Annotated in this window: 11 protein-coding genes and 1 pseudogene; 7 read left to right on the forward strand and 5 right to left on the reverse strand. The window is 36.2% G+C overall.

The genetic code is table 11. The annotated features are described in order from the left end of the window. On the forward strand, positions 1–1,442 hold a 1,442-nt coding region (locus tag ACLFMM_RS05135), incomplete at its 5' end, for a NosD domain-containing protein (RefSeq protein WP_410807642.1). 32 nt (positions 1,443–1,474) lie between these two features. Here ACLFMM_RS05135 and ACLFMM_RS05140 read toward each other — a convergent pair. Both ACLFMM_RS05140 and ACLFMM_RS05145 read right to left on the reverse strand, forming a co-directional pair. Further along, positions 1,475–2,926 carry a PH domain-containing protein gene (locus ACLFMM_RS05140; protein WP_410807643.1) on the reverse strand — a complete coding sequence of 484 codons (1,452 nt, stop codon included), beginning with the start codon at positions 2,924–2,926 and terminating at the stop codon, positions 1,475–1,477. Next, positions 2,919–3,404: a PH domain-containing protein gene (locus ACLFMM_RS05145; RefSeq protein WP_410807644.1), complete on the reverse strand. Its 486-nt coding sequence runs from the start codon at positions 3,402–3,404 to the stop codon at positions 2,919–2,921. Before ACLFMM_RS05145 ends, ACLFMM_RS05140 begins: the two co-directional genes overlap by 8 nt. A 213-nt stretch (positions 3,405–3,617) precedes the next feature. Between ACLFMM_RS05145 and ACLFMM_RS05150 the strand changes: the two genes are divergently transcribed. Both ACLFMM_RS05150 and ACLFMM_RS05155 read left to right on the forward strand, forming a co-directional pair. Further along, positions 3,618–3,896, forward strand: coding sequence for a hypothetical protein (locus ACLFMM_RS05150; RefSeq protein WP_410807645.1), 279 nt, complete (start codon positions 3,618–3,620; stop codon positions 3,894–3,896). 507 nt (positions 3,897–4,403) lie between these two features. Continuing rightward, on the forward strand, positions 4,404–5,144 hold the full coding sequence (locus ACLFMM_RS05155; protein WP_410807646.1) for a DUF169 domain-containing protein: 741 nt from the start codon (positions 4,404–4,406) through the stop codon (positions 5,142–5,144). A 281-nt stretch (positions 5,145–5,425) separates the two neighbouring features. On the opposite strand, the gene ACLFMM_RS05160 is transcribed toward ACLFMM_RS05155, so the two are convergent. From ACLFMM_RS05160 to ACLFMM_RS05170, 3 genes are all read right to left on the reverse strand, one after another. Continuing rightward, positions 5,426–6,871 carry a lipopolysaccharide biosynthesis protein gene (locus ACLFMM_RS05160; protein ID WP_410807647.1) on the reverse strand — a complete coding sequence of 482 codons (1,446 nt, stop codon included), beginning with the start codon at positions 6,869–6,871 and terminating at the stop codon, positions 5,426–5,428. A 24-nt stretch (positions 6,872–6,895) separates the two neighbouring features. After that, entirely contained in the window at positions 6,896–8,053 is a 1,158-nt protein-coding gene (locus tag ACLFMM_RS05165; protein WP_410807648.1) for a geranylgeranyl reductase family protein, read from the reverse strand. A gap of 70 nt (positions 8,054–8,123) precedes the next feature. Continuing rightward, the gene (locus tag ACLFMM_RS05170; protein ID WP_410807649.1) at positions 8,124–8,564 is read right to left on the reverse strand and encodes a universal stress protein; all 441 of its coding nucleotides are present in this window, start codon (positions 8,562–8,564) and stop codon (positions 8,124–8,126) included. Between the two features lie 436 nt (positions 8,565–9,000). On the opposite strand from ACLFMM_RS05170, the gene ACLFMM_RS05175 reads away from it, so the two are divergent. The 4 genes and pseudogenes from ACLFMM_RS05175 to ACLFMM_RS05190 all read left to right on the forward strand — a co-directional run. Next, on the forward strand, positions 9,001–10,959 hold the full coding sequence (locus ACLFMM_RS05175; protein ID WP_410807650.1) for a phosphoadenosine phosphosulfate reductase family protein: 1,959 nt from the start codon (positions 9,001–9,003) through the stop codon (positions 10,957–10,959). 140 nt (positions 10,960–11,099) lie between these two features. Beyond that, on the forward strand, positions 11,100–13,487 hold the full coding sequence (locus ACLFMM_RS05180) for a PAS domain S-box protein (protein WP_410807651.1): 2,388 nt from the start codon (positions 11,100–11,102) through the stop codon (positions 13,485–13,487). A gap of 142 nt (positions 13,488–13,629) precedes the next feature. Further along, positions 13,630–16,956: a PAS domain S-box protein gene (locus tag ACLFMM_RS05185; protein ID WP_410807652.1), complete on the forward strand. Its 3,327-nt coding sequence runs from the start codon at positions 13,630–13,632 to the stop codon at positions 16,954–16,956. Positions 16,957–17,083: 127 nt separating this feature from the next. Then, positions 17,084–17,284, forward strand: a pseudogene (locus ACLFMM_RS05190) (RNA-guided endonuclease TnpB family protein); the annotation flags it as partial. Between the last annotated feature and the right edge of the window lie 31 nt (positions 17,285–17,315).

A 17,315-nucleotide genomic window follows, 5' to 3' on the forward strand; every position in this document is an offset into this window, starting at 1 on the left:
AATTAAACGAGAAAGATGATACTTTCTCACCTGAGTTTACATCATTTTATGTAAAGTTAGGAGTGCGGATATACCTTATAGATTCCAACAACAGCATGATTTCTGAAAATATTGTATCAAACAATGGTTGGGGCATCTATCTTGGCTACTCCAACAACAATATTTTAAAAGACAATAATGCAGATTCAAACAATGTTTTCGGTACCCATCTTGCTGAGTCTAGTAGCAATCTAATCAACAATAATACCGCATCAAACAATATGGTCGGAATAATGCTTAATTATGAATGTAATAACAATGAACTGACCAAAAACACTGTAAATTCTAACAACGATTACGGTATTATATTTAGACATTCTATCAATAACAAGCTAAATGATAATCTCATTTGCAACAACCATAATGGGATTTGTCTGTTTGACAGCGGCGGTAACTTCATATACAACAATTTCTTCAAAAATACAGACAATTTTGTTGTAGACAAGTTTTCGAGTAATATCTGTTACACCTCCAAAACACAGGGTCCAAATATTGTAGGAGGGCCATTCGTTGGAGGAAACGACTGGACACAACCAGGTGGTGGAGGATTCAGTCAGAACTGCACAGATGCAAACAATGACGGTATCTGTGATTCACCATATAACATCGATAATAAAAACATCGATTATTTGCCTCTTACAATCAACGCATCCATAGATGTTGAAAAATACACCAATGGATTGGATGCTGATAAAGTGAAAGGACCAGAGATAAAGGTAGGCAACCAAGTTACCTGGACGTATAATGTCACTAATACCGGTAATCTCACATTGAACAATATCACTGTTACAGATGATAAGTTGGGTGAGATATCCTGTTCAAAAACTACTCTTGAACCAGGTGAATCTGTAATTTGTACTGCAAACAGCACTTCTCAATCAGGTCAATATTCAAGTCTGGGTAATGTTACTGCTATTTGTAAAAAGGAGCTTTGCGGTGGAATTATTTTAGATGACAGCGACCCCAGCCATTACTTTGGAGCAACCCCATCTATCGATATAGAACTATATTGCAATGGTGAGGATGCTGACCAACCCAGAGGTCCTACTATGCAGAAAATGAATCAGGTAAAATGGACATATGATGTTACAAATACTGGTAATATCAACCTGACAGACATCAAAATCACTAATAGTGAAAACATGGAAGTGAACAACCCAAAAGACACACTCAATGTATCAGAATCCATAGTCTGCAATACTACAGAAAACGCAAAACTTGGACAACATAATAACTATGGTAATGTCACCGCCATGTATGAAGGAACATTGGTTAATGACAGCGATTCGAGTCCTTATTTTGGATATGACCACTGGGTAGATGTCCCTACAACAAACCCAATATTTCTGATATGTATGCTATGTATTGCAATGCTGTTGTCCTTGAGGAGAAAACAAAAATAAGAAAAGAACTTTGCAGTTCGTTTAATATCAATTTAAGATCTGGAGAACCATCTCCAGATTTTTTTGTTTTCCATGTTGTCAACATCGGCTATTTTGAAATCTTTTCCTGCCGGTGATGACAATACAGAGACCCTGACTGTTCCCAAATCACTCCTGCGCTGGAATGGATTGGAGCTTATTTGCAGTGATTGTATATGGTTTTTCAATACAAATACGTGATAGCGGTTTATATTCCGATACCTGAAAGTCAATTGTTTATCCAAAATAGCAGTCCTGCCTGCGTTATAACGAGACAGTCCCAGTAAAATGGCAGGAGGCAAAAGCAGCAGAGAAACCCATCCATGCGGCAGCAGTTGAAGTAATAAAACTAACACAAGAACAGGGATTGATGAACGTATTACATAACGTTTCCTTGACCTTATGGGAAGTAGCTGCATATCTTCTTCCTCAGGCATACTATATTCAGGAAATATATCTTCCAAAAACTTTGACAGTTCACTGAAATGCAGCAGAGGATACAATCTGGTAATATAATCCTGTTTTTCAGAACTGCCACCTGCAACCTCTGCTGAAATTGAACACAGACCAAACGGCTGTCTCAGCAGACCATCCTGCACAGATAATGCCTGTACCCTGTTCAGGTTCAGGTTGTACTCTTTCTGCTCAATTACACCCCAAGATATCCTAAAATCATCATCCTGACGGGTAATGGTAAAATTTGCATACCTGACCATGAAAACCAGTGTAGATATAGCCCATGACAACAATAACAATCCGAGCAACAACATTGCAAGCAAAATCACATTGACCCCGGTTTCAGGGATAATCTGTTCCAGTACAAATCTCAGATAGGCATCGGGAATGTACGGATAAATCTGGGAAAATACAGCTGCTATGACGGAAAACAATAACATAAATCTTCCCGATGTAGCACCTGCCAGAAACAAATTCCATGGAGAAATATGGTAACTGTTTACCTTTGCTTCTTTTTCACCATGTTCTATTTCAGCCTGGTACTCATCATGATATTTTTGAATGGGCTGGGTTTCCAGGTAACCTTTTATGTTTTGGGTCTCTTCAATGGTAACAGCATTAAGGGTTAGCTCAGATTCCACACCACTACCAGCTGTTTTGACCTGGACACTGGCAACCCCCAGAAGTTTCAGCAGGATATTTGTGCGTATGTTGACAGTCTGCACTCTTTCTCTCTTAATCGACCGCTCCTTTTTAAACAGCAAACCTCTCCTGATATTCAGGTAACCGTCTTTATACTGATAGGTATAAAAGTACCATTTAGCTGCAGAATATAGAATAAGGAGAACAAAAAAGATAACAGCAATCCACAAAAAATAAGAAATATTTACTCCAGACAGTTCCCCCCTTGTCGACAGTGCGAAAAAGAATAGTGGAGGTATTGCATAAATAATACTCTTGATAGTATCCAGGATAATCATAACCGGATGCTGGTGTTTGTACTCAGACATCTTCATCACTCAATCTTGTAAGAGATGCAATTTCTCCCATAAGTTCTGAAGCTTTTCCTTTCGACAGAGCAGGGATGTAATGGTCTGTGGCAGCTGTAGATATACGTAGTGTTGCCAGCCCGAAGGATCTCATCACAGGCCCGTGTTCTGTATCTACATGTTGGACCCTTACCATAGGTATCAGGGTTCTCCTGACGATAAATATACCATGCTGGATGTCAATCTCATCTTTTCGTATTTCATATCTCCAGAAACGTATTCTAAGCCGAGGGGCTACTACTGCCGACCATACTGTAAAGATTGCTACCGCTACTATCCCTATCCAGCCCCATTGAACCGGCAAGTTCCAGACAGAGCTTACAAGAATAATATAGGATAGAGGAATTGTTAAGAGGACAAGACCTAGCAAGAAACCACTGATAAACCAGGATTTCAAGGCACGGGGGTCAATACGTTCATTGGGCTCATTTTCAAACATTAACTATCTCCTTAATACCACTTGTAATCAATAAATACCGGACTGCCTGTTTTGCAGGGCGACATCTGCGATATTTAGAATAAGGTCATCGAAATATGTCATTATTGAAGCACTAATGGTTTATATCAGTGATATAATAATAGATTATAATAATATTTTCTTTCATAATTTGATTCTGGTGGTGATATTATAAAACAGATTCACGTTTTTGATATGGATTATACCTTAGTGGTGCCTGATGAGGAGATTGATAAAAAACATTACTTTATGACTATAGACCATATAGAACCCATTTCATCCATGATCAAATTATTCAACGAAATCAAAGCCAGTCACCCAACTATAATACTTACGACAAGACATCCAGATCTTAAAGACCAAATCAGAGAAAGATTTGGTTGCGATGTAGAATGTAGGAATTTTTGCTTAACACCTGATGAAATTTTCAAAGAGCTTGAAACGGATGAGAATTTTGAAAGTTTCATATCATAGGTTTTTGAATGGAAAACCGATGTGTTGAACCAGCTTGCAAGTAATTATAAATTCGTAATTTTTTATGATGATATGGTCCACAGATACGATATATCCAAACTTAAAGAGAACATATATCTCAAAAAACCGCTACATTTAACAGAAGATTAATTAACCTCAATTTAATAAATACTAAAGGTAGTCAAAGATACAGACATTCCTTCCCTATTCTAGTTTTTTGGAAATCATCTAAATGATTAGATAATAAAAGATTAGCTGACTGCTCTCCCACGAGTAAAAAGCGTGTCCAAAAATCCTTAATTAAGTTATAATATTTAACAGGTTATTTTGCAAAATTTAGTTATTGAAGAATCTGATTCGAGAACGCAGCAGTTGGTATACTCATACAGTTGTTCAAATGTGGATAAATTATAATTTAGAGAAATGATGCTGTTTCAAGCATTTTTTATGTTATTTTTAAAAATCAATCTGCAATAAATAACTCAATTTGTAGGAAGATAAAAGTGAATGATTGATTTTTGGATTACCAAAATTTTAATGGTTTCTAAATACAAAAACAATGACATGAATATAGATACTATAAACAAAACAAGCAAAGAACTCAAAAAGTTACTAAAACTTAAAAAATCACCTGTTGCAGTGGGTTTAGTACCAAATAATCATAAAATTCCAGAGAATATAGACAAAATCGATGAAAAAATGTGCCACTGTCAAATGGTAAACAAAGTACGTAAAGAATATATCCAGTTCTACGCCCTTGAAGATGATCATCAATGTAAAAACGGTGCAGCTGTCCTGGGTATGAGAAAATTGAAACCTAGATTTGCCAACGGTACTGATCTCTTTAAAGAGAATCACTATAAAGATATCTATTCAGCAAAGAAAACTATGGAAAAAGTACCCACGTTAGAAGCAGGTACTATTAAATCAATAATTTATAGCCCCCTTGAAAAAGTCAATTTCATTCCTGATGTTGTGCTTATCATCGATACACCTAAAAAAATAATGCAAATCTCGCAGGCATTTCTTTATTGTTTTGGCGGTCACTTAAATACAAATTATACAGGTATCTTAAGTCTATGTGCAGATGGCGTTGTAAAACCTTATAAAAATGACCAAATAAGCGTAACTTTAGGTTGTGAAGGGAGCCGTGATTTTGCTGATATCGAAGAAAATGAGATGATAATCGGTATCCCCACAAAATATCTAGATTATATCTTAGAAGGAGCTGATAGTATGTTTAGTTAATGCCTACTCTATCTAATACTAATATATTGTCAAAAATATCTTTATGGTGTTTGTTATCTATTATATTTATAAAAATTGAATGAAGAATACCCATCTAGCATTGCATCAAATAGTAGATTTAAGAATAACTCTAAATCTTTGTTTTAGAGTAAAATGGATTAATAGATTAGTCAGTTCACACCAATTCACTTTGATTATTTACATCAAAACTATGGTTTTTTTCCAGAATATGCTCTTAAAATGTACTGAATCCTGGTAATCAAATACCTACCATGTCATATTCATGATTTTAGAACATTTTTGAAAAACTCTATTTCGTCTCTGTTAAATCCATTCAACAATATCAAAACAGCAAAATAAAAAACTGCACATATAGCAATCATAACAAGAGCATTCAACAGGTTAACAGGATCCCATAACAGGACTATAAAAGACATTAAAACCGAAGAAAAAAGACTTTTTGATATAAACTTTGGATTTACATCGAATCTGAGATATTTCGAAGAATAATATGCAATCATAACCATACCGATTATGAAAGAAAACAAAGTAGTTATAGCCGCGCCTATTATACCGATATAAGGAATCAGCAAGATATTCAATCCCAGATTCAATATTGCTGCAAACGTCCAGATTTTTCCAATTGTTTTTGTCTTCTTTTCCAGATAAATTACTTTTTCAAAAATAATGAAAATACCAAAAATCAGTGCACTAAGTGCAACAAAAGGTGTTATCAAACGTCCATTGGATGCGATTTCTGGTGTTGATAATATCAGCAATATTTGTTCTGATAATAGAGATAACCCAAAAACAGCTGGAATACCAACTGAAAGGAAATATTTCAGGGAATAACTGAGTATCTTTTTGACCTCATCCAGATTATTTTCATCATAATATTTGGACAGAATCATCGGCAGCATGAAATTAAGCGGTGCGAGAAACATCCGCACTATATTCCCGAGTGTATAACCCGGTGTATAGAAACCGACAGCTGAAGTTCCCAGAAACCCACTAATCACATAACGGTCACTGGAATTTACAATCCACTGTGACATACTCCCGGGAACATTGGGTATTCCAAAACCCAGGTATTCTTTCATATTCGCAAATCCCGGTCTCTTGATGCCTATCTCTGACAATATCATAACCATTATAACCAGCAGTACCATAATATCTTTGGATAAAAGACCAGCCAGAGCACCGGTAAGACCTTCACCCATCAATACAAAAAACGATACAAGTACAATGAATAGAACTGTTTTTGTAACCAGTAAAACAGAATGTTTTTTGATCTGCTGTGTTGCTCTGAAATAATTGAAAAGAATACCATTCAGAGATTCCAGAAAAATGACTGCTGATAGAATCTGTACAGCAACTGTATCACCATCAAATAAAACAGCAGCTATTTTATCTGCAAATAAAAATACCAGAAGAGATGCTAGAAATCCTGTAACTATCACGATAGACAAAAACGAATAGAATATTTCCTGGAAATCTTCCTTTTTCTTAACTGAGGGTAAATATCGAACCATTGCAGCAGGCAAACCAAGCATCACAAGATTTGGTACAATACCGATTGTAACAATAATCTGGACCCATATACCATAACTCTCAATTGGCATATTCTTTGTTAATACAGGTAGCAGAATCAACCCGCTCAAGCTTCCGATGAAGTTGGTTATTCCCACAAGCCCGATTCGCTGTGCAAATAGTTTGTATTCACTCATCCTGATGGTTCATATCGTACTGCATCAAATTAAACTTTTCTTCAAAAGCAGAGCAGTGTAATATGGAAATCTTGGAATCAACCATCTAAGAAATCGTTTATAACTCGATTCTCCTTTTACAACAAGCAGTGCATTGTACAGCATCTCTTCTCTGTTTGTCAGCATTTTTGCAAATATACCAGGAAAGCGATAAAATAATCTGGAAAAAATTAGTGAGTATTTCAGGTTGTCTCCAAAGACTTTTTCGCATTCAATAGAATAACTGGATAATTTAGAGTTTGAAAAATCGTTATCTTCAAAAGCATTAATAACAATATTCGCTGCGATTTTCCCAGACATTATCGCATAGGGTATACCTTCACCTAAAAACGCATCCACGAACCCGGCGGCATCACCTACAAGCAATATGCGGTTGGATTGTATATTCCTTTTATATCCACCAATTGGTATGGAATGTCCGTGAGGTTTTGCATATTCAAAGCTCTGGTCTTTAATATAATCATAATATGAAGTTAGTGGTTCAAACTCTGATGGATTACCAAATATTCCCATGCCTACAGAAAGGTAATTATCTTTTGGAAAAACCCAGAAGTACCCGTTTTTTGCTCTCCCAAAATCGACTTCTGTAATATCTATATATTTATTATTAATGTGCTCAATCGGTGCCGGCAAATTAGAAACCAGTGAAAAAGCGTTTTTCCTGGGTTTCGAATCAGAACTTGCTTTTTTGGCACATACACTGTTTACCCCGTCTGCGCCAATTACAATCCGGGAGTTAAACAACTCATCTTTAGTATAAATAGCGACATGGTCATTTTTAGTATGAACAGATTTTACAGGTGTATTTTGGATGATTTTTGCTCCTGATTTGGTAGCCTGTTGAGCAAGATAATAATCAAATTCAGATCTTGAAACCTGTATCCCGATAGGAACAGCTAGCTTTGATTCCAGAACATGGTTTTTGTATATAACCCGTGTTCCATAACATCGTCTTTTTATCAAATATTCAGGAATTTTAAAATCCAGATTATCCAGAGCATGTTGGGACACAAGACCTGCACATGGTTTTTCCCTTGGTAATTTGGATTTTTCGATGATTAATGTATCCAGACCTTTTTCAGCGATATGTTTTGCAGCTGTTGTTCCTGCCGGACCGGCACCAACTACTACCACATCATACATACGGAAGTCCTTCGATTTCCTTTGCCTTTTCCCTTGCGAAACCTTACCTTTTTGTCATGAAAAATTTGTATCAGGACGGAACAACCAGCACCTCTTTATCAGAATGCCTTACCACTTTATCAGCAACACTTCCGACCATAAACCGTTTAATTCCGGAAAGCCCCCTTGTACCCATAGCTATCAGGTCGATATCATTTTTATCGGCGAATTCAATGATTTTATCAGCAGGGTCACCTTCAAGTATTACAGATTCTACATCAAGATTTGCATCCTGACCCAGTTTTTCTATATATCCTGTAGCTTTCTCACTATCTTTTTTCATCATATCCATGGCAGCTTTTGCCCAATCAGGACCTTTGCGGGACATTGCAGCACTCACAGGTTCTATTACATACACTGCATATACCTTTGCACCTGTATTTTTAGCAAGTTCTATTCCTGAATGTACCGCGTTCTTGGAATTTTCTGAACCATCGGTCGCAATTAATATTGTATTATATCCAGTAGACATACAACTCACTCCCAATATGAATGTATGGAAGAATCATATTTAAGTATTTAAGAAACAATTATAGTTAAGCACCGATTATTTGTTTTAGTTTAGATACATAATCATTTGCTGATATGATTATAAGCACCAAATGTTGAGTTATCAACTATATACGGTTTCAATATTTCTTACCCGTAAAAATAACATCTGGAACCCAAATAGGTTTTTTTAAATCATTAGATAACCAATATATCAGTTAGACAGTGCAGGACTACATCCTCCTGTCATTGATTACTTCCTCTCGTCCATTATCTCCCCCCTAAAAAATCTCTCATAAAAAGGGAGTGATTTTGGTACTGTTTTTTAACACTTTTCAAGTTAAAAGATAATTTCTGGACTCTCCGATCCAAATTCCCACCAAAGCATTTTAAAATCCTACCTTACTATTCTGATATAGATGCAGAAATCCAAATTATCAAAACGCAAATCCAGGCCAAGAAAACGCAATAAACAGTATACCTACGAAAAAAATTACATCTTCTGGTGCGTTCAGTGCAATGTGCCCCTCATTGGAGAAGAATGCTGTATATGCAATAGTAATGGTAAAAAAATAAATCTCTCACAGCCGGGCGACATCAGGTTCTGTTCTTCCTATGAACGTAAAATACTATCACAGAAACTCATATCTACCTATGGTTGCAATCCAATAAAAGATAAACTAATCCTTTTCAACAAAATACCAGGTGAAGACAAGACAGATGAGGTTATTGTTGATGGTTATCATTTTGGGACTTTACGTTTTGACCTTGAAACCCTTGATTATCAATTTGATCTTTCATTAAACGGTGCCAAAATATTACAGAATTATACCGATAATAAAACCGTGACAATAAAAGATATGAAACGTCATTTAAGCGGTAAAAAAGTGGATTTTGACCAGATTGAGGATTACTCCGGTGACATAAAAGAGGGTGACCATGTTCTTGTTAAAACATCAAAACTTACAGGTTATGGAACTGCCTATCTTGACAGTAAAGATTTTTCCACATCAGAGAAAGCAGTGTTAAAGGTAAAAAAGATAGATAACAATCCAGTATCATTAAGTCCGAAGAATCCGGGAATAGATGATGTTATCAATGCCAATATTTCCTACATAAAACAGCTTCAGAAAAACGCGATGAACACCATAATGGGTATCGTGAACCAGAAAGAATACAAAAATCTCCCTGTTCATGTATCATTTAGCGGTGGAAAGGATAGTCTGGTGGTCCTGGATTTGGCCAGAAAAGCTGTTAAAAACAGAAATGTTAAAGCTTTTTTTATTAACACAGGCCTCGAATATCCGGAAACTGTCGAATTTGCAAGGCAGTTTACAGAGAAAAATGATATCGATCTCATAGAATCCGGTGCAGGTAATAAATTTTGGGAAAAAGTAGATGACTTTGGTCCACCTGCAAAAGATTTTCGATGGTGCTGTAAAGTATGCAAACTTGCTCCTGCAAATTCCGTAATTGATAAGTGCACAGAAAATGCAAATGTCTGTCTTACCATAGACGGAAAACGAAGGCATGAGTCTTTCTCAAGGTCCACAATTTCAACCATTGAACAGAACCCGTTTGTCCCTGACCAGTTGAACATCTTCCCAATCAAAGACTGGAAAGCCATCGAACTCTGGCTTTACATACACTGGCAGGGACTGGAATACAATCCGCTCTATGACATGGGTTTTGAGCGGGTCGGATGTTATCTCTGCCCTGCTGCACTTTCTGCAGAGTACCACAGGATGAAAGAAATTCATCCTGAAATGTATGAGAGGTGGAACAATTGCCTTCTGGAATGGGCGTACAGAAACGGTCTATCTGATGAATATGTTGAATACGGATTCTGGAGATGGAGACAGCTGCCGCCAAAGATGCTGAAACTGGCTGAAAAACTGGATATTAAAACCACGCCTGAAAAACCTGAAGAACCTTTCAGTGTGGAAATGACCTCTGGAATATCTCCATGTAAATCAGGTGGATATACTGTTGAAGGGACTGTCAAGGGTATTTATATAGATCAGGCAGTGGATATCATGAATATCCTGGGAAAAACCATATATTCACAGGACCTTGGAACATTACTTGTCAAAACAGGTACAGGCAATGGTACAGTCAAGATTTTTTCATCCGGAAATATTCTGGTCACAGCAAACACCAGAAACGAATCCCACGTACTTTTTAACGAGACAGCCAGACAGTTGCTGCGTGCAGTTAAATGCAGTAAATGCGGTATCTGTCAGAATATATGTCCTGTTAACGCCATAGAACTGAAAAATGCAGACAATAATAGCTGTATTTGTATTGATGAATCCTGCACACAATGTGGTAAATGCACTCAATCATGTGTTGTCCTTAAATATTCTGGCAACTTATAAAAATAAGTGTAAAACAATAAAAACATTGGGCCACTTTCAAAAAACCTTTTTATATCCGGACAGATATATGGATGAATTAACATTATATCATTAAACTATCATTATATAGTCCATTTGACCAACATATAGCAGGTTTTCCATTGAGAAAAAGGTACAATAACCATCTCAAACCCAGTAATGCATATACTGAATACTATATTACCGATAAATTGAATTTAACCCAGACAATTGCATCCATTACCAACGTTTTTGGATATTTTAGTGATATTGATGCAAAAATACAGGATTCACTCGGTAAAATAGGGGATTTGTTTAATTCCACACGAAGTTATGTTTTCCTTTTTCGAAATAACGGGAAAATGATGGATAATACCCATGAATGGTGTTATGTAGGAGTTGGATCCCGTAAAGGGCATCTGCAAAATTTGTCTACTGATATTTTTCCCTGGTTGATGAATGAATTGAAAAAAGATGACATTATATATGTTTCTGATGTTGCATCTTTACCTGATGAGGCACTTAAAGAGAAGAACACGCTCGGTATGGGAGACAGCCGGTCTTTTATAATTATTCCAATGCACATCAGGGACGAACTTGCAGGCTTTATCGGGATGGATAATGTAATAGTCGGTCACAAAGTCGATAATCTCAACATTTTACAGATGGTCTCTGATGTTATCGGGACAGAAATTGAACAAAAACTTGCGGACAAATCACTTGAAGAATCCGAAAAACTACACCGGAGGTTAATAGAAAATTTACCGGTAGGGGTATTAACAACAAATAATGAAGGCAAGATAATTCAATGTAATAGATACCTTGAAACAATTATAGGTTCACCAAAAGAAGAAATTACAGGTCTAAATCTACTGATTTTACCTATAAAAAATGAACTTAAAGACTGTATTAGAACAGCTCTGGATGGCTACACCCAGAATTATGAAGGTGAATATACAGCCATTCTCAGCGACAGGAATATATGGATAAAAGCCTGCTTTACACCCGATATTTCAGAAGATGGTAAAATAGTTGGTTGCGTTGGCACTATTGAAGACCTGACCGGGAAAATCAGTGAACCACCATCAGAAGAAACCAGTCTAATGGAGAAGTTGATGGATAATATCAGCTCCCATATCTGGTATCTTACAAACAGTGAAACCTATGGTCTGGTAAATGAACCACATGCAAGCTTTTTTGAATGCAAAAAAGAGGATTTGAGCCATAAAAATCTATATCAGGTGCATGAAGAAAAAACTGCAGGTTTGATGGTTAGTCTCAACAACTATGTTTTTGAGAATAAAACCCGGCTACAAACAACTGAAAAACTGGTAAACAAAAGGGGTGAACTTCGTACACTTTCTATTATATTAACTCCTGAACTGGACAGCAATGGTGATGTCAGATATGTTATATGTTCTGCAGAAGACATCACTGAATATGAAAAAACTAAAGATAACATCCAGAAATCTGAAATTAAATACAGAACCCTGTTTAACGACTCAACAGATGCGATATTTGTGCAGGACTTAAACGACAACTTTCTGGATGTTAACTTGACAGCATGTGAGTTTCTGGGTTACAGCAAATCTGAAATTCTGAAGATGAGTTATAAAGATATTGATGCTCTGAATCAGGTTGAAAAACTGGACGGTTTTAAAAGGGAATTGTACAGACATGGTCATGCAATTTTTGAAACAGTACATTTAAAAAAAGACGGAACTACAGTTAATGTTGAAGTTAATTCAAGGTTAATCCCGTACAATGATATGCCTGCTATACTTTTGGTCGTCAGAGACATAACAGGAAGGAAAAAATCAGAAGAAAAACTTCAGAAATATGCAGAAGAACTTGAACATTCAAACAAATTGAAAGATATGTTCACTGATATCCTGCGCCACGACCTTCTCAATCCTGCTGGTGTTGTCAAAGGGTTTACTCAATTATTACTCAGTATGGAAGACGATGAATACAAGACCGATGTACTATATAAAATTAGAGACAACAATGAAAATCTAATTGGGATGATTGAAAATGCTGCATATTTTGCAAAACTTGGTTCTACTGATGAACTGGAATTTGAAGTACAGGATATTGCTGCTATCTTAAATGATGTGATATCTGATTTTGAACAGCAGGCAAAGGATAATGATATAGATATTGAATTTTTGCCAGAAGGTAAGTATCCTGCCGGGGTTAACATTGTAATCGAACAGGCTTTTTCGAATTTACTGTCCAATGCCATCAAATACAGCCCTGAAGGAGAAAAAGTAATAATCGATATCAATGATGTCGAAAACTACTGGAAGGTTACTGTCACAGATTTTGGTGAAGGTGTTCCCGATAAAGATAAAGACACTATATTTACGCGGTTCCAGAGAATTGAAAAAGGCGGTGTGAAAGGAAGTGGTCTGGGACTGGCGATTGTCAAAAGAATTATTGAACTACATGGTGGGGAAGTTGGTGTTGATGATAATCCAGAAGGTCAGGGGAGCGTATTCTGGGTTACTGTAATAAAAGCAGAATATTAATATAATTAGTTATTTATATTGATAGCCACTTAGTAACAACTATTAAAGATTAGTTAAATTTGTGTAACCTTTGTTAACACTGATAACTGGAAATCATAAAAATATAGACCTAAAAACAACCATTCATTGATTGGAAACTGATATGCAGGATAAAAACAAAACCGGAAAACAGCTAATTCAGGAACTGGAAAAACTGCGCAATCAGGTAGAAGAACTAAAAAATCCTGCAAGCAGTTGTGAAACATTTTGTAATGATAAATCAGATAATTCAATCCCGTTTGGTGCCATTTTTGATTCCATTCCGGATATCATCGGAATACAGGACACAAATCACGAAATAATCTGCTACAACAAGGCAGGTTACGATTTTTTTAAAACATCTCTGGAAGAGGTAGAGGGTAAAAAATGTTTTGAAATTATTGGCAAAGATGAACCCTGTGAAATATGTGCTACTTCAAAAGTTTATAAAACTAAAAATGTATCACATGTCCAAAAATATATTGAAAGCATGGGTGTATGGCTTGATGTAAGGGCCTACCCGGTTCTGGATAATAGCGGCAGGTTAACAAAGGTTATAGAACATATCAGGGATATCACCAATAAAAAAAAGATGGAAAAGCAGATTCAGGAAAGTTATCAAAAACTGGAAAAACACGTAGAAGAAAGGACAAGGGAACTTGAACAGGAAAAAAACCTGATGAAAAAATACCTTGACGTGTCCGGTACAATAATCATGGCTCTGGACTGCGAACTTAACATAACCCTTGTTAACAAACAAGGATGCGAAATTCTGGGCTATAAAGAAGATGAAATTATTGGTAAAAGTCTATTTGATTTTATACCTGAAAGATATAGAAAAGAGGTCAATATTATAGCAGAAAAACTGCTGGATGGAGATGTAAAATCAGCTCAATGTTTTGATAATCCGGTTGTAATCAGCAGCGGTGAAGAGAGATTGATTTCATGGTATAACACTGTTTTAGAGGATGATTCCGGAAATATAACAGGAACATTAAGTTCTGGTGTGGATATAACAGAACGGAAACAGGCTGAATATAGAAAAGAATATCTGAACCATGTCTTGCGTGCTATACGTAACGTGAACCAACTTATAACCCAGGAAAATGACCGTTACCTGTTAATCCAGAAAGCCTGTGAAACTCTTATTGAGACTCGTGGTTATTATAACGCATGGATTGCATTGATGGACGAAAACAATGAGTTTTCTTATATCTTTCAAGCTGGTATGGGATCTGAATTTGCGTATTTGAAAAATAAACTAGAAAATGGTGATTTGATCGATTGTGTCCAGAAAGCGTTAAAACAGTCCAGAATTATCGCAACTGAAGATCCGGTTTCTAGCTGTAACAATTGTCCACTTCCAGATGTATATAAGGGCAGCAATCTGACTGCGAGGCTGGAATACAATAACAGGACATATGGTGTCTTATCAGTTACTGTACCTGCAGAGTATGGTACCAATGAAGAAGAATTAGAATTGTTCGAAGAACTTGCAGGTGACTTTTCATATGCTCTTTATAATCTGGAAATGGAAGAAGAGAAAACAAGAACCTATAATAAAATGCAGCAGTTCTTAAAACAATACCATGACCTTTTCAACGGAATGAATGATTCCGCTTTTGTCCATGACCTTGAAGGCAAATTCTTAGATGTTAATGATGTGGCAGTTCAAAGACTTGGTTACTCCAAAGAAGATTTGCTTTCCATGGGTCCAAAAGATATCGACGATAATGACAGTCAAATAAACATTGAAAACTATATCAACCAAATTAAAAACAAGGGACATTTTAACTTTGAAGCAGTACACGTGGCCAGAAACGGCAAAAAAATACCTGTGGCGATTAACTCCAGTATTGTAGAGTACAATGGTAAAACTGCGATACTAAGCATTGCAAGGGACATAACAGAACGTAAAGAGATGGAAAAAGCATTAAAAGATAATGAAAAACGCTACCGAAGGATCACGGATAATATGCTGGATGTGGTCAGTCAGATCGATTCACAAGGTAAATTTGAATATGTTAGTCCTTCCCATGAATCGGTATTAGGATATAAACCAGAAGACCTGGTTGGTAGGCAGGCGTTTGAACTTGTCCATCCTCAAGACCGTAATCTGACAAAATATCTGTTTCATGAATGTATCAGAAACGAAAAATCAGCAACAATAGAATACCGTTATCAGCATGACAATGGCCATTATTTGTGGCTGGAAACCGTGGGTAATATTGCCTATGATGAGGATGACCAGTGTATAAAAGCAATACTTGGAACCAGAAACGTCACTGAACGTAAACAAACAGAAAAAGCATTGGAAGAAAGTGAAAAATACTACCGAACCATATTTGAAACTACCGGTTCTGCTACCGCAATTGCGGATGAAAACACTGTCTTTTTACAGGTAAACAAAGAGTTTGAAAAACTTTCTGGATATTCCAAAGAAGAAATCGAAAATAAGAAAAACTGGATTGATTTTGTATTTGAAGATGATTTACCATATCTTAAGGAATATTACCAAAAATTGTTAGTTGACTCCTCATCGGTTCCCAAAAAATATGATTTCAGATTCATTGACAGGGAGGGAAACCAGAAATACATTAGCATGGCGGTTAGTTCTATACCTGAAAGAAGGATTGCTATAGCCACACTACTGGATATCACAGAACGTAAAAAAGCAGAGGAAACACTTGAAGAATATTCAGAAAAACTTGTAAAAACAAATGAAGAACTCAGAAAACTGGACAAAATGAAAAATGAATTTATATCCAATCTGAGCCATGAATTGAGAACACCTATTACATCCATCAAAGGCTACAGTGAACTGATATATAAGGAAAAGCTTGGAACTCTTAATGAAAAACAGAAAGATAGCATGGATGCAGTTGTAAGAAGCTGTGAAAGGCTCCGGCACCTTATCGAGTCTCTATTATATGTTAATAAATTGCAGACAGAAAAAATACAGTATAGATACAATCCGTTAAATGTGGAAAATGTAATAGATAATGTTGTTTCAAACTTTGAGATACAGATTAAAGAAAAAAACATCACAATCGAAAAGCATGTGGACGATAATCTGCCCTATATTAATGGTGACAGGGATTACTTGAAACAGGTTCTGGTACATCTGGTTGATAACGCCCGCAAATTCACATCATCAGGTGGCAATATACAGGTATATGCCTTTGAAGATATCGATGAAAATGATAGGGGATACGCTCACATCATTGTAAAAGACGATGGTATCGGTATTAAAAAAGACCTTATTCCTGATATTTTCAAATTGTTTTATCAGATAGATGGTTCTTTGACCCGGAAATACGGAGGAACCGGTCTTGGTATGCATCTGTGTGAAAAAATAATTGAAACCCATGGAGGACATATCTGGGTTGAAAGTGAAGAGAATAAAGGCACTGATGTTCATATCAGGCTGCCTTCTATACAAAATAATTAATATCCAGTGGATTATTAATCCAACATGGTATATATTCCATCAATAATACGCATGCAAATCCGATAATTTCAGTAAATGTGAAATTAACAAAACCATTTTTTTATATAGATAAAGAAAACCCCGATGTCTTTACAGGCTGTCCAAGAACCTGTACAATTATACATTGTACACTATCAGGCAGTATTTCTTCAATAATGGAAAAAATCTTAACAAAAATACTGCTTAACACACGATTAAAGAAAACGATAATTTCAGGCTTTTGCCTTCACATGCTGCTCAGAGTACTGTAGAAAAAGTAAATGGTAGTATGAAGTCTTTCTTCAAACTACGATAAACAGGGTATCGATGACGGCTTGAAG

Source organism: Methanohalobium sp. (genome assembly GCF_046546175.1).
In the GTDB taxonomy this organism is placed as follows: Archaea; Halobacteriota; Methanosarcinia; order Methanosarcinales; family Methanosarcinaceae; genus Methanohalobium.